Origin of the sequence: Brucella sp., assembly GCF_032066345.1 — a bacterium.
Classification (GTDB): domain Bacteria; phylum Pseudomonadota; class Alphaproteobacteria; order Rhizobiales; family Rhizobiaceae; genus Brucella; species Brucella pseudogrignonensis.
The window spans coordinates 1-14872 of record NZ_DAMBKZ010000024.1; the positions used below are offsets into that span (position 1 = coordinate 1).

Consider the following 14872-nt stretch of genomic DNA (forward strand, 5'->3'; position numbering starts at 1 on the left):
GTCTCCCAGAAGGAGCGCCAGAGAAGATCAAGCATTGCCTGAGACATAGCCGAGAACCTCCGTGGCGTCTGCATGGGTGTTGAAATAGGCGAGTGCGGCGTCTAGTTTTGTCTTGTCCTGAGTGGGCAGGCCAATGAACAAGGTTCCAACCGGCTCGCCCTGAATGGTATCCATGCCGCCATGGATCAGTTGAAGCGCAATGCCGGTCGCAAGTGTTGCTTCGCTGAAGAATGCGCCCTTGGCGGCGTTTCCTGAAAGCTTGACCTTGAGAATGGCAAGATCGCCGGTCTTGTGGAGGCGCTCGCGCCACACGGCAGGCAGTTCCGGCTCCAGCACTTGCAACATGCTTTGCGTGATGGGCGACTGCGGATTGGCGAAGACTTTCCAGACAGGACCTTCTTCGGCTATTGCGCCGTGATCCAGCACTATCACCCGGTCGGCGATGCGGCGGATAACGTCCATTTCATGGGTAATGAGCAGGATGGTAAGGCCAAGCTTGGTGTTGATATCTTTGAGCAGCGCCAGAATTGACTGGGTTGTCTCAGGATCGAGCGCCGAGGTGGCTTCGTCAGAAAGCAGAACAGCGGGTTCGGCAGCAAGTGCGCGCGCAATGCCGACGCGCTGCTTCTGGCCACCTGAAAGCTGTGCCGGGTATTGCTTTGCCTTGTCGGAGAGACCGACGAGATCCAGCAGTTCTGCCACGCGCTTGATGCGCTGAGCTTTTGGCATACCCGCAATCTTGAGCGGTAAAGCTACGTTCTGCGCCACGGTTTTGGCCGACATGAGATTGAAGTGCTGAAACACCATGCCGATGCGGCGGCGCACAGGACGCAGCGCGTCTTCACCAAGGCCGGTGATCTCACGACCTTCAATCAGGATTGAACCGCTGTCGGGCTTCTCAAGGCCATTGACGCAACGGATCAGCGTGGATTTACCCGCGCCGCTGCGACCGATGATGCCGAGGATTTCGCCGCGTGCGACGGAAAGAGAGACACCGCTGATCGCAGCCGTTTCGCCGAACATTCGGCGCACGTCTTTCATTTCGACGATGGGCGCTAATGCGGCAGGTGGCTGTTCAATGGTCACGGTCGTTTCTTCTATAGTTAGATGCACCGCTGTAAAACAGCGGCAAACTGCAATCGGATAAGGCTTCAAGGAAAGATGAGGCCTGGCTAAGCCATGGAGCTAATGCTCACCGCCGATGCTTTTGGGCAATTTTTTTGCTTACGTCAATAAAAGCCGCGCCGGAAAAGCTTTTTCCGGCGCGGTCTTTCAGTCACTCATAGCAATTAGTTCCAGGCTGGAATGCCTGTGCCCTTGTAAACGCGGTCCAGCTCGGCCTTGACGGCGTCGTTCTGGAAGGAGGCAACAAGGTTCTTTACCCATTCAGCATTTTCATCTTCGGTGCGGACCGCGATGAAGTTGTTGTATGGGTTGTTTTCCTTGGATTCCCAACCGATAGCTTCTTCCTTCTTCAGGCCAGCTTTAGCTGCCCAGTCGTTGTTCACGATTGCGACATCGAGATCATCAATCGAGCGACCGACGACACCGGCGTCGAGTTCCTTGATTTCGATCTTCTTTGGATTTTCAATCACATCGATTGGCGTTGCGAGGATGCCTGCTTCCGGCTTCAGCTTGATAAGGCCGCTTGCTTCGAGAACGCGGAGCGCACGACCTTCATTCGATGGGTCGTTCGGCACACCGACAACTGCGCCTTCTTTCAGTTCATCAAGGCTCTTGATCTTGCGCGAATAGATGCCGATTGGCCAGACAGCGGTGTAACCTGCAACGCCAATCTTGTAGCCGTGCTGCTTGATCTGTTCGTCAAGGTAAGGCTTGTGCTGGAAAGCGTTCGCGTCGATTTCCTTGCGTTCCAGCGCTTCATTTGGCTGGTTGTAATCGTTGAAGGTCACGCGCTCGATGTTGAGGCCGTGCTTCTTGCCTTCTTCGGCAACGACTTTCCAGACGTCTTCGTCTTCGCCGCCCATGATGCCGACCTTGATGGTCTTGTCTTCTGCGTGGCTTGGCGCGCTCGCAAAACCAACTGTGAGAGCTGCAGCGGTGAAGAGGGCAGCTTTCAGACCCGCGCGGCGGGTCAGCGAATAGCGGGAAAGGACTGACGACATTCTTATTTTCCTTGTCTAAAGTTTTTTGGAGAGCCGGTCCCGGAAAGTGATCATGTTAGATGATCTTTCTCCCCCTGCCCACCTTGATGCCGATAATTCCCGTTTGCACGGCAATAAACAAGGAAAATTATTTCAGCTTCACGAGATTCAGCGATTGTGAAATTGCGTTCACAGCCCCGTGAGCGGATTGCCATTTCCGCTCACGGGGCTGGCCGGAATCTGGTTCTAATAATTATCCGAAATAATCATCTGGGCGGCCTTCTCGGCAATCATCAAAGTGGGTGAGTTTGTGTTGCCCGAGGTGATTCCGGGCATGACCGAGGCATCGGCCACGCGCAGTCCCTGAATGCCGTTAAGTCGCAGACGCGGATCGACAATCGCTTCAGCATCAATACCCATTCGGCAGGTGCCGACCGGATGGAAAATCGTGGTGCCGATATCGCCCGCTGCTTTTTCCAGCTGCTCCTGCGTTTCATAGCTTGGTCCGGGCTTGAATTCTTCCGGGCGATATTTCTGCAAAGGCGCCTGCGCCACGATATGGCGGGTGAGGCGGATGGAATCGGCTGCAACACGGCGGTCGCTTTCTGCGGAAAGATAGTTCGGCTGGATTGCCGGTTGGGTCCGGTGATCAGGCGACTTGATGTGGATCGAACCGCGGCTGTCGGGGCGCAGATTACAGACGGATGCGGTAAAGGCCGGGAAGGGGTGGACGGCTTCACCGAATTTCTCAAGGCTCAATGGCTGCACATGATATTGCAGATTGGCCGTTTCATAGGATGGGTCCGAGCGGGTGAAAACACCGAGCTGGCTGGGTGCCATCGACATGGGGCCGGAGCGACGCAGGAAATATTCAAGGCCGATCATGGCTTTACCGAAGAGCTTGCTCGCCTTTTCATTGAGCGTTGGAATGCCGGTTACTTTATAAGCGCAACGCAGTTGCAGATGATCCTGCAAGTTTTCGCCCAGCTGTCTGCGTTCGAGTTTTACCGGAATGCCTGCTTTTTGCAGCACATCGCCACGCCCAACGCCTGAAAGCTCCAATATCTGCGGCGAGCCGACGGCACCTGCTGCAAGAATAATCTCGCGTTTTGCTTTGACGGTTCGGGTTGTCCCATTCTGATCGAAAGTGATGCCTGTTGCCCGCAGCTCTTCGATCTCGATGCGGCGAACATGGGCGCCGGTTTCAACGCGCAGGTTGAGGCGATCAAGGGCCGGGCGCAGAAAGGCTTTGGCCGTATTCCAGCGAATGCCGCGCTTCTGATTGACCTTGAAATAGGACACGCCTTCATTGTCACCGCGATTGAAATCGTCGGTTGCTGGAATTCCGGCAGCAACCGCTGCATCACGAAAAGCATCCAGAATATCCCAGTGTAGACGGGCATTTTCAACGCGCCATTCGCCGCCTGCGCCATGCAGATCATCTGCGCCTGCGAAATTGTCTTCTGATTTTTTGAAGAAGGGCAACACGTCGTCCCAGCCCCAGCCGTCGCAACCGGCCTGTCGCCACAGATCATAATCGCGCGCCTGTCCGCGCATATAGATCATGCCATTGATTGAGGAGCAGCCACCAAGCACTTTGCCGCGTGGATAGCCCAGAGAGCGCCCATTCAGGCCTGCTTCCGCTTCGGTGGTGAAACACCAGTCGGTGCGCGGATTGCCGATGCAATAAAGATAGCCGACCGGGATATGAATCCACGCGTAATTGTCTTTGCCGCCTGCTTCAAGCAGCAGCACGGAACGGTTCTTATCTGCGGAAAGGCGGTTCGCAAGGGCGCAGCCAGCCGTGCCCGCGCCAACCACGATGTAATCGTAGGTGTCGGTCATGATTTCATATCCAGTAAAAAGGTGGAGCCGCTATCTTATGAACATGCGGCTCCGGGAGTGCCGGTTATCCGAACAATTTCTTTCCAAGCCGCGATGCATAGAACTCGCCTACGATGCCTCTACGGAAGAGCAGAACGCAGGCCATGAAGATAACACCAGTGACGATTGTCACAGGGAAGTCCGACGTTGCGAGATAGTTCTGAAGAGCGACCACGAAGGCGGCGCCGACGATAGGGCCGATCAGCGTTCCGATGCCGCCTAGCAGCGTCATCAGGATCACTTCGCCCGACATCTGCCAGCCCACATCGGTGAGTGTGGCAAACTGGAAGACAAGTGCCTTCATGCCGCCTGCAATTCCTGCAAGTGCTGCCGACATGACAAAGGCTGCAAGCTTGTAGTGATTGACGGAATAGCCCAGCGACACGGCGCGGTTTTCGTTTTCGCGGACTGATTTGAGGATCATGCCGAAAGGCGAATTGATGATGCGCCAGATCGCAAAGACCCCGATCACAAACACAGCCAGTACAAAATAATACATATTCATCGGCTGATTAAGGTCGATAAAGCCAAAGAGATAGCCGCGTGGCACACCCTGAAGACCGTCTTCGCCGTGTGTAAAGGCCGCCTGCAGACAGAAAAAGAAGAACATCTGCGCTAAGGCCAGCGTGATCATCGTTGAATAGATGCCCTGACGGCGAATAGCGAGATAGCCGATGATGAGGCCGAGAACGGCCGCAGCCACGACGCCAAGCAGGATGCCAATTTCGGGTGTTACACCCCATACTTTGACGGCATGTGCTGTGACATACGCAGCACCGCCGAAGAAGGCTGCATGGCCAAATGATAGAATGCCGGTATAGCCGAGCAGCAGATTGAATGCGGAGGCAAAGAGCGCAAAGCACAGCATCTTCATCAAGAAGATCGGATAGACCATGAAGGGTGCTACGATCAATCCAGCAATGGCAATCGCCAGAACGACCGCCGAAAGGCTGTTGAGGGCCGGCGCTTTTGCCTGATGGTTTGCCGCCGTTGCTTTGAGAACAGTATCAGTCATATCAGGCCTCCTTCCCGAACAGTCCGGCGGGTCGCACCAGAAGGACGATAGCCATGATAACGAAGATGACGATGCTTGAAGCTTCAGGATAGAACACCTTGGTCAGACCTTCAGCCAGCCCCAGCACATAGCCGGTGATGATGGCGCCAAGGATCGAACCCATTCCGCCGACCACGACCACGGCAAAGACCACGATGATGATGTTGGACCCCATCAGCGGGCTGACCTGATAAATGGGGGCTGCGAGGATACCGGCAAAGCCAGCAAGGGCAGCACCCAGCGCATAGGTGAAGGTGAGCAGCAGTGGCACATTGATGCCGAAGGCTTTGACCAGTGTCGGGTTTTCGGTTGCGGCGCGTAAGTAAGCGCCGAGCTTGGTCTTCTCAATCAGCAGCCACGTGCCGATACAGATGACGAGTGACGCCACAACCACCCAAGCGCGATAGTTGGGCAGGAACATGAAGCCGAGATTATTGCCGCCTGCAAGTGATGGCGGAACGGCATAGGGTTGACCGGCAGCACCATAATAATAGCGGAACGTGCCTTCGATCACGAGCGCCAGACCAAAAGTGAACAGCAGGCCATAGAGCGGATCAAGATTATAGAGCCTTGAAAGCGCAACGCGTTCGATGATGGCGCCGCCCAGACCCACGATCAGTGGAGCGAGAATAAGCGCTGGCCAATAGCCGATGCCAAGGCCGCTCAACAGCAGATAGCCGACGAAAGCGCCGAGCATATATTGCGCGCCATGGGCAAAATTGATGATGCGCAAAAGCCCGAAGATGATGGCGAGGCCGAGGCTCAGCATGGCGTAGAAAGAGCCATTGATGAGGCCCACGAGCAATTGCCCGAGAAGCGCTTGCAAAGGTATTCCAAAAATCATTGTCATTGGTTTAAACCCCCAAAGCTTGCGTGAGCGATGCCATCCGTTCTGGCAGCTCGGCGGTTGGGAAGTTTTCCGTCACCACGCCATGATCCATCAGATAAAAGCGGTCGGCGACTTTTGCTGCAAAGCGGAAGTTCTGCTCGACCAGCAACACGGTCATGCCGCGCTTTTTGAGTTCTACCAGTACATCGCCGATGCGCTGGATGATGACGGGCGCAAGCCCTTCGGTCGGCTCATCGAGCAGCATCACCTTCACGCCGGTCCGTAGGATGCGGGCAATCGCCAACATCTGCTGTTCGCCACCCGAAAGCTTGGTGCCGGGGCTGTTGCGGCGCTCATAGAGATTGGGGAAGAGCTCGTAAATCTCGTCGAGTGACATGGTTCCGCTACCCTTGCCGACGACAGGCGGGAGCAGCAGATTTTCATGCACGTTGAGCGTTGCAAAGATTCCGCGTTCTTCCGGCACAAAGCCAAGGCCAGTACGCGCTATGCGATGCAGCGGCACGCGCAGTATGTCCTTGCCATCAAGCGTGATGGTGCCGGTGCGCTTGCGGATGATGCCCATGATCGCGCGCAGCGTTGTGGTTTTGCCGACGCCATTGCGACCCAGAAGCGTGATGGTTTCACCGGGCCAGATATCGAGATCGACGCCGTGCAGCGCATGGCTTTCGCCATACCAGGCATTAAGCCCGCGCACTGAGAGCAGGGGTTGGCCTCTATTCATGTTCAGTTCCCATATAAGCGGTGCGGACGCGCTCGTCTTGTGCGACGGTGGCATAATTGCCCGATGCGAGGATTTCGCCGCGTTGCAGCACCGTGACGTGGTGAGCGATGTCGGCCACCACTTTGAGATTGTGTTCGACCATCAGCACCGCACGATCTTTTGCTACATCGGTGATGAGGGCGGCAATGATGTGCACGTCTTCGTGCCCCATGCCTGCCATTGGCTCATCAAGCAGCAGAACTTTCGGATCGAGTGCCAGTGTGGTGGCGATTTCAAGCGCGCGCTTGCGGCCATAGGAAAGATCGGCGGCCAGCGCATGGCGGGCATCGCTAAGGCCCACGCGCTCAAGAAGATCAATCGCTTTTGCGTCGAGCTGATCCAGTGCAGACAGCGAACGCCAGAACTGCGTTGCCAAACCATTTGGGCGTTGAAGCGCGACCTTCACGTTTTCCAGCACCGTCAAATGCGGGAAGGTTGCGGAAATCTGGAACGAGCGCACCAGACCCATCCGCGCCACCTTGGCAGGGTTGGTTTTGGTGATGTTTTCGCCAAGAAGCGTAATCTCGCCGCTTGTCGGCTGGAGGAATTTGGTGAGCAGGTTGAAAACGGTCGTCTTGCCTGCACCATTTGGCCCGATCAGGGCATGAACGCGGGCGTGCTCTACATCAAGATCGACATTCTTCACCGCATGAAAGCCGCCAAAAGATTTGCCCAGCCCACGTGCAGAAAGAACAATCCTCGACGGCTCTGCTTCTCGCAGAGCCGTAGTATTTTGGGTTGCTGTGTTCATGCCATCAGCCTCTTACTGCGTGACCAGAGGACAGCCGCTTTCTTCAGGCTTCAAATAGGCCTGATCGCCGGGGATGGTGGCCAGCACCTTATAATAGTCCCATGGTGCCTTGCTTTCGTCAGGCTTTTTCACTTCCATGAGATACATGTCGTAGATCATGCGGCCATTGGCGCCGACCTTACCGTTGCGGGCGAAGACGTCATTGACTGGCATTTCATGAAGCTTCTTGGCGACAGCTTCTGTCTCGTCTGTGCCTGCTTCCTTGATGGCTTTCAAATACTGAAGCACAGCCGAATAAGTGCCTGCCTGGATCATGTTCGGCATACGGCCTGTACGGTCGAAAAAGCGCTTGCTGAACTTGCGCGATTCATCGTCGCGATCCCAGTAGAAACCTTCGGTGAGCGTCAGGCCTTGTGCGGCTTCAAGGCCAAGTCCGTGAACTTCAGCTAACGTGAACAACAATGCCGCAAGGCGCTGGCCACCGGCCACGATGCCGAATTCCGCAGCCTGTTTGATCGCATTGGATGTATCAAGGCCGGCATTGGCAAGGCCAACGACCTTTGCGCCCGATGATTGGGCCTGTAGCAGGAACGAGGAATAGTCGGTGGTGCTCAATGGATGGCGAACTGAACCAAGAACTTTACCGCCTTTGGATTCAACGAATTTCGACGTCTGTTCTTCGAGCGAATAACCGAAAGCATAGTCGGCTGTCAGGAAGTACCAGGTGTCGCCGCCCTGTTCGACGAGCGAGCCGCCGGTGCCAACAGCCAGCGCGTGCGTGTCATAGGCCCAATGGAAACCATAAGGCGTGCATTGCTTGCCTGTGAGTTCTGATGTCGCCGCACCCGTATTAATGGTGATTTTCTTTTTGTCTTTGGAGAGCGCCTGAACGGCGAGACCCACGGAAGAGCTGGTCAGCTCCATAATGGCGTCCACCTGTTCGGTATCGTACCACTGACGAGCAATATTGGCTGCGACATCCGGCTTGTTCTGATGGTCGGCAGTGATGATTTCAATCGGCGCATCCAGCACCTTGCCACCGAAATCTTCGGCAGCCATTTTTGCAGCTTCAAACGACCACTTGCCGCCGAAGTCCGCATAAACACCCGATTGGTCGTTCAGGATGCCGATCTTGACTTTGCCGTCGGATACTTCTGCTGCAGATGAAATTGCGGTTGCAGCCAAAAGTGCAGCCGTAGCAAGTGCAAAAAGTTTCATTCAGTGCTCCTCCCAAAAAGCTTGTGTCCGTCGCGATAGAATCGAACGGTATCCTCCGTTAGAGCGCGTTTCGATCTGACAGGATCAGACTGGCGCTCTCATTGTTTGTTCTAACGTGCATCTTTTTCCGAAAACCGTTCACACTTTTCGGGATGCCCTCTGAAGCAGTCTTTTCAGACCGGGTTGGCAATCTTCCTCATGATTGCACATCCCTCTGCTTCTGCCCGATTTTGTTCCTCCGGTCGGGCTGTTCTTGAGAACGGTAGCATTGACAAATGCGTACAAGAATAACAATTTTTGAACATCGTCTGTTCAAAAACGTACAGAACTTGTTGAGCGGGCGATGGCTATCTTTTGGGAGGAAGAGATGCGGCAGTTTACATGGGATGATCTGCAGTATTTTCTGGCGGTTGCACGGACCGGCCAACTTTCTACCGCAGCAAGACAATTGCGCACCAGTCACGTCACGGTTCTGCGGCGGATTGATCGTCTGGAGCAGGCGCTTGCAACCAAGTTGTTTGAGCGCAATCCGCGCGGCTATCTGCTGACGCCGATGGGCGAACGACTGGTTGAACCTGCGGAGGTGATGGAACGCGAGGCGCTGAAGTTCCAGACAGAAGCCACAGGAAGTTTCTCGGCACTGTCAGGTGTGGTGCGGCTTTCAACCCTTGAAGGCTTCGGTAATTTCTTTCTGGCCGATCGCCTGCCGGTGCTGGCGCAATCCTATCCCAGCCTTTCCGTAGAGGTTGTGACGATTCAGCAGATCATGTCGTTGTCGCGTCGCGAGGCCGAATTATCGATCACGCTGCATATGCCTCGCACCGGGCCGTATCACAGTGAAAAGCTGACGTCTTATCGTCTGTTTATCTATGGTCATCGGGATTATCTGAACTGCCATCCGCCGATAAGGTCGCGAGAGGATCTGTCTCGACATCCCTTTATCGGCTATATCGACGACATGGTGTTCACGCCCGGTCTGGACTATATGCGCGAGATATTGCCCGGACAGCGCTGTAACTATCAAAGTTCAAGTATTCACGCACAACTGACCGCCACACAAACGGGTTATGGGCTTTGCGTTTTGCCATATTACATAGCCGATATGCATTCCGAGCTGGTGCCCGTTCTGCCGCGCGAGATGCATCTTGAACGCGAATATTGGATGAATTGCCATGTGGATGTCATGGCCGCGCCGCGTATCAGAGTGATCAGTGATTTTATGCTTGGTGCGGTGCGTGAAGCGTCGGCAAACTTTTTAGGCGAGAGCCTTCTTCGATCTTAAAGTAATCCGCCACCAATTGCGTAAATGCAGGTGATGATAAGTGCGCTAAAGCCAAAGCCAATAATGAATAGATTAAGTGTTCGCAATTTCCCCTCCCATTGCAACCCGGGCGGTTTATGTGCGACTTGGACGGGAATGTCTACTCTAAATTGTATCGATCCAAACTAAAGTTGTATTTCCTACATTGCAGCCTGTTCATAAGTGACATCGCGGCGATACCTGTAAATTTTAGGGGTATTCTCCGCATTTAAATGGATTGAATTGGTGTCAGGGAAGTTAGACCGGACCTTCGTCGAGACGAAAACCCGGCCTAAAGATTCGATAATTGAACCCTGTTAGCGCTGCTTCGCCAGTCCCTGTTCGCGCATCTGGCTCAGCGTCATCTTGGGTGAAAGCGCTTCCGGATCGATGCGGATTTCAATCAAACCCGGCTTGCCGGATTGTTCACACCGCTGGAAAGCTTCGGCAAAATCTGCGGTTTTTTCCACCGTTTCTCCATGCAGGCCATAGGCGCGGGCGAGCGCTGCAAAGTCAGGATTTGCAAGGCCAGTACCGGAAACGCGACCCGGATAGGTGCGTTCCTGATGCATACGGATCGTGCCATACATGCCGTTATTTACGACGATGAAAATCGCATTGGCACCATATTGGGCAGCTGTTGCGAGTTCCTGACCGTTCATCAGGAAGCAGCCGTCACCAGCGAAACAGACGACGGTTCGCTCTGGTGCCGTCAGCTTGGCAGAAACTGCTGCAGGCACGCCATAGCCCATCGAACCGTTGGTTGGCGCCAACTGGCTGCGATAGGTGCGATACTGATAGAAGCGGTGCGGCCATGCCGAATAATTGCCAGCGCCATTGGTGATGATGGCATCATCAGTGAGATGCGCGCGCAGCCATTCCATGATCTCGCCCATCTGAACGTCACCGGGAATTGTCGGCGTTTTCAGATTGTCGCGATAGTCGGCATTGGCGCTTTCAGCCCATGCTTTGAAGCCGGGATTGGCGATAGGCGCAAGCTTTGAAGCTGCTTTGGTGAAGGCCGCCATACTGGCATTGATTGGAATATCAGCATGATAGACACGGCCAAGTTCTTCCGCACCCGGATGGACATGGATGAGCTTCTGCTTTGGAACAGGGATATTGATAAGCTCGTAGCCCTGCGTGGTCATTTCACCAAGGCGCGCGCCCACGACCAGCAAAAGGTCTGAGTCTTTAACCCGCGCTGCAAGTTTCGGGCTGATAGATGTTCCCATTTCACCGGCATAAAGCGGATGATGATTGTCAAACATATCCTGACAGCGGAAGGATGCTGCAACAGGCAGCGACATGTTTTCAGCGAATGTTTGCAGGTCGCGAACCGCTTGCGCATTCCAGCCGCCGCCACCGACAATCATCATTGGCCGCTCGGCCTTTTCGAGAAGCGATTTCATGTCCTGTAACTGATCGCTTCCCGGATGCATCTCGACATGCTTGTAAGCCGGTGCATCACTGACGGTTGCGTGTGATGTCAGCATATCTTCAGGCAAGGCGATGACCACAGGGCCGGGGCGCCCGTTGACTGCACGATGGAAGGCTTGACTGACCAGTTCCGGGATGCGGGCGGGATCATCGATCTGCACCACCCATTTGGCCATCTGGCCGAACATGCGGCGATAATCAACTTCCTGAAATGCCTCACGTTCCACCTGATCGCTTGCGACCTGTCCGATGAACAGAAGCATCGGTGTGGAATCCTGAAAGGCGGTATGAACGCCGACGGAGGCATTCGTCGCACCGGGGCCGCGCGTGACAAAGCAGATGCCGGGCTTGCCGGTCAGCTTGCCATAGGCTTCCGCCATGTAAGCAGCGCCGCCTTCCTGACGGCAGACAATCAAATCAATCTGTTCGCTTACGTCATGAAAAGCATCCAGCGCTGCAAGGTAACTTTCGCCGGGCACGCAGAAAACGCGGTCGACGCCATGAATGCCGAGTGCATCCACCAATATCTGACCGCCATTGCGTGTGTTGGAGTTGGTCGTGGATTTGTGCATTTCCCTACTCTCAAAATGTCTGAACGACTTTGGCGCGTATGCGCTCTATTTCGGAGGCATACGCAGCGCACCATCGAGCCGAATGGTTTCGCCGTTGAGCATGCTGTTTTCGATAATATGCAGCGCGAGTGCCGCATATTCGTCTGGCCGACCCAGACGCGGGGGGAAAGGAACCATTTGGCCCAGCGCATCCTGTGCAGGTTGCGGCAGGCCTTTGAGCATGGGGGTTTCAAAAATACCGGGCGCGATGGCGCATACCCGAATGCCAAGCGGCGCTAATTCGCGCGCAGCAGGCAGGGTCAGGCCAACGATACCGCCTTTAGACGCCGCATAGGCTGTCTGACCGATCTGGCCGTCAAAGGCCGCAACCGATGCCGTATTAATGACAACGCCGCGCTCGCCCGTTGGCAGGGCTTCGCTTTTGGATGCGACATCGGCAAAAAGCCGCAGCAGATTGAACGAACCGATCAGGTTGATTTCAACAGCGCGACGGAAATCATCAAGCGGCATGACGCTGCCATCACGCGCCAGCATCTTCTTTGCTGGTGCTACGCCAGCGCAATTGACCAGAATATGCGGTGATCCGAGCTTTTCGCCGATTGCCTTGAAGGCTGCTTCAGCACTCGCTGCGTCTGATACATTGCATTGAATAGCGATGCCGCCAATCGCGGCTGCCACCGTATTTGCACCATCAATGTTGAAGTCGAGGATTGCAACTTTCGCACCCTTGGCCGCTAGAGCCTGTGCAGTTGCAGCACCAAGACCTGATGCACCACCACTGACGATGGCGATTTTTCCTTCAATATCCATTTGTTCCCCCGCTTAAAGCGCTTCCAGCGCAATGGCAGTTGCTTCGCCGCCACCGATGCAGACTGAAGCCATTCCACGCTTAAGGTCGTTCTGCTTCATGGCATGAAGCAGCGTGACGATGATGCGTGCGCCAGAGCAGCCAATCGGATGGCCCATAGCGCAGGCACCGCCATGGATATTCACCTTGTCGGCGGGGAGGTCGAGTTCCTGCATTGCAGCCATAACAACAACTGCGAAAGCTTCATTGATTTCAAATAAATCAACGTCGCGTACATTCCAGCCGGTTTTGTCGAAGAGTTTCCTCATCGCAAAAATCGGGGCCGTGGTGAAAAGGGCAGGCTGTTGTGCCTGGCTTGCATGACCGCGAATAATGGCAAGCGGTTCTATGCCAAGCTTTTCAGCTTTGGACAGGCGCATCAGGGTAAGCGATGCTGCACCATCTGAAATCGATGAGGAATTGGCGGCTGTAATTGTGCCGCCTTCGCGGAAAGCAGGCTTGAGGTTTGGTATTTTTTCAGGCTTTGCGCGGGTTGGCTGCTCATCGCGGTCAAGCTCTGCAACATTGACCAGCTCTTTTGCGAAAGAACCCGCTTCGGTGGCTTTGAGTGAACGCGAAAGTGAGCGGAGGGCAAATTCGTCCTGCTGCTGACGCGTGAACTGGTATTGGTCGGCGGTTTCTTCCGCGAATGTTCCCATGGCGCGGCCTTTGTCATAGGCGTCTTCGAGGCCGTCGAGGAACATGTGATCGTAGATTTTGCCGTGGCCCATGCGATAGCCACCGCGTGCCTTTTCAAGCAGATAAGGTGCATTGGTCATGCTTTCCATGCCGCCAGCAACCACAATGTCCGCACTTCCTGCGGAAATGAGATCGGCGCCCAGCATGACGGTCTTCATGCCCGATCCGCAAACCTTGTTGATGGTCGAGCAGGGCACTGTCTGCGGGAGACCGGCATGAATTGCGGCCTGACGTCCGGGCGCCTGTCCCAGCCCCGCGGGCAACACACAGCCCATAAGCACTTCGTCGATCTGATCAGGGCTAAGCTTAGCCCTGTGGACCGCTTCCTTGATTGTGACAGCGCCCAGTGCTGTTGCACTCTCCCCCTTGAGCGCGCCTTGAAAACTTCCGATCGGTGTTCGTACCGCACTGGCGATAACGATCGGATCTTTTGTTTCCGACATTTGTTTACTCCTCCAGTAAAGCACAGTGATAACAGCATAGCGGAGGCTGTGAAAACAGCTTAAACATCATGAGCAACACTCATGAACTCATGTCGTGGAGGTATGGATAAAATGACCCAGAACAATTCAGGCAAAATCCGTGTGGGTATTGGCGGCTGGGCTTTTGAGGAGTGGGACAAGAGTTTCTATCCGGAAAAGCTCTCCAAAAAGCGTCAGCTCGAATATGCTTCGAGCAAGCTGACCTCCATCGAAATCAACAGTACTTATTATGGTCCGCAGAAGCCTGCGACTTTTGCCAAATGGCATGACGAAACGCCGGATGACTTCGTTTTTTCGCTCAAAGCACCGCGCTTTTCGACCAACAAACGTGTTTTGGCTGAAGCAGGCGAGGGTATCGAGAAATTCGTGACCGGTGGCCTTCTTGAGCTGAAAGACAAGCTCGGCGTCATCAACTGGCAGTTCATGGGCACGAAAAAATTCGATCCAGCCGACTTTGAAGCTTTCCTCAAGCTTCTGCCAAAACGTGTTGATGGGCGCGATCTGCGCCATGCTGTGGAAGTGCGTCACGACAGTTTCAATTCACCGGATTTCATCGCGTTGCTGCGGGAATATGGCGTTGCGGTGGTGATTGCGGGCGACAGCAAATTCGTGGAAATTGCCGACATGACCGCGCCTTTTGCCTATCTGCGCATCATGGGTACACAGGAAGACAAGAAGCTTGGTTACAGTGAGGGCGAGCTCGACCATTGGGCAGAGCGGGCCAAAGCAATAGCGGTTGGTCATGTGCCGGATAGTCTTAAAACCATCACACCACCGCTTGCCGACAATGTGGCGCGTGATGTCTATCTTTACGTTATCAGCGGCCATAAGGCGCATAACCCGCACGCTGCCATGGCCTTGATTGATCGTTTGAAATGATGGCTCTTACCATGCGTTGAATTATGTGAGT

13 protein-coding genes are annotated in these 14872 nt (G+C 54.7%); 2 read left to right on the forward strand and 11 right to left on the reverse strand.

Going from position 1 to position 14872, the window contains the following annotated elements:
* Positions 1–27 precede the first annotated feature (27 nt).
* From RT142_RS21040 to RT142_RS21075, 8 genes are all read right to left on the reverse strand, one after another.
* Positions 28–1086: a methionine ABC transporter ATP-binding protein gene (locus tag RT142_RS21040; protein WP_313031260.1), complete on the reverse strand. Its 1059-nt coding sequence runs from the start codon at positions 1084–1086 to the stop codon at positions 28–30.
* A 203-nt stretch (positions 1087–1289) separates the two neighbouring features.
* The gene (locus tag RT142_RS21045) at positions 1290–2126 is read right to left on the reverse strand and encodes a MetQ/NlpA family ABC transporter substrate-binding protein (RefSeq protein ID WP_064320958.1); all 837 of its coding nucleotides are present in this window, start codon (positions 2124–2126) and stop codon (positions 1290–1292) included.
* Positions 2127–2351: 225 nt separating this feature from the next.
* Complete coding sequence (locus tag RT142_RS21050; protein WP_313031262.1) at positions 2352–3950, reverse strand: GMC family oxidoreductase N-terminal domain-containing protein; 1599 nt, start codon at positions 3948–3950, stop codon at positions 2352–2354.
* A 64-nt stretch (positions 3951–4014) separates the two neighbouring features.
* Positions 4015–5004 (reverse strand): branched-chain amino acid ABC transporter permease, encoded by a 990-nt coding sequence (locus tag RT142_RS21055; protein WP_313031263.1) that lies wholly within the window; start codon positions 5002–5004, stop codon positions 4015–4017.
* 1 nt (position 5005) lies between these two features.
* Positions 5006–5893 (reverse strand): branched-chain amino acid ABC transporter permease, encoded by an 888-nt coding sequence (locus RT142_RS21060; RefSeq protein WP_064320956.1) that lies wholly within the window; start codon positions 5891–5893, stop codon positions 5006–5008.
* Positions 5894–5897: 4 nt separating this feature from the next.
* Complete coding sequence (locus RT142_RS21065; RefSeq protein WP_313031265.1) at positions 5898–6614, reverse strand: ABC transporter ATP-binding protein; 717 nt, start codon at positions 6612–6614, stop codon at positions 5898–5900.
* Positions 6607–7404, reverse strand: coding sequence for an ABC transporter ATP-binding protein (locus RT142_RS21070; RefSeq protein WP_007876290.1), 798 nt, complete (start codon positions 7402–7404; stop codon positions 6607–6609). The genes RT142_RS21065 and RT142_RS21070 overlap by 8 nt, the downstream gene beginning before the upstream one ends.
* A gap of 12 nt (positions 7405–7416) precedes the next feature.
* Positions 7417–8622, reverse strand: a complete 1206-nt coding sequence (locus tag RT142_RS21075; protein ID WP_313031267.1) for an ABC transporter substrate-binding protein — start codon at positions 8620–8622, stop codon at positions 7417–7419.
* Positions 8623–8989: 367 nt separating this feature from the next.
* Between RT142_RS21075 and RT142_RS21080 the strand changes: the two genes are divergently transcribed.
* Entirely contained in the window at positions 8990–9904 is a 915-nt protein-coding gene (locus RT142_RS21080) for a LysR family transcriptional regulator (RefSeq protein ID WP_007876286.1), read from the forward strand.
* A 335-nt stretch (positions 9905–10239) separates the two neighbouring features.
* On the opposite strand, the gene RT142_RS21085 is transcribed toward RT142_RS21080, so the two are convergent.
* Genes RT142_RS21085 through RT142_RS21095 form a run of 3 tightly spaced genes read right to left on the reverse strand, consistent with a single transcriptional unit; the run spans position 10240 to position 13923 of the window.
* Complete coding sequence (locus RT142_RS21085; RefSeq protein WP_313031269.1) at positions 10240–11934, reverse strand: thiamine pyrophosphate-binding protein; 1695 nt, start codon at positions 11932–11934, stop codon at positions 10240–10242.
* Positions 11935–11979: 45 nt separating this feature from the next.
* Positions 11980–12744 carry an SDR family oxidoreductase gene (locus RT142_RS21090; RefSeq protein ID WP_194779968.1) on the reverse strand — a complete coding sequence of 255 codons (765 nt, stop codon included), beginning with the start codon at positions 12742–12744 and terminating at the stop codon, positions 11980–11982.
* A 12-nt stretch (positions 12745–12756) separates the two neighbouring features.
* Positions 12757–13923 (reverse strand): acetyl-CoA C-acyltransferase, encoded by a 1167-nt coding sequence (locus RT142_RS21095; RefSeq protein ID WP_064320950.1) that lies wholly within the window; start codon positions 13921–13923, stop codon positions 12757–12759.
* Between the two features lie 111 nt (positions 13924–14034).
* Between RT142_RS21095 and RT142_RS21100 the strand changes: the two genes are divergently transcribed.
* Positions 14035–14841, forward strand: a complete 807-nt coding sequence (locus tag RT142_RS21100) for a DUF72 domain-containing protein (RefSeq protein ID WP_105519191.1) — start codon at positions 14035–14037, stop codon at positions 14839–14841.
* The last annotated feature ends 31 nt before the right edge of the window (positions 14842–14872 follow it).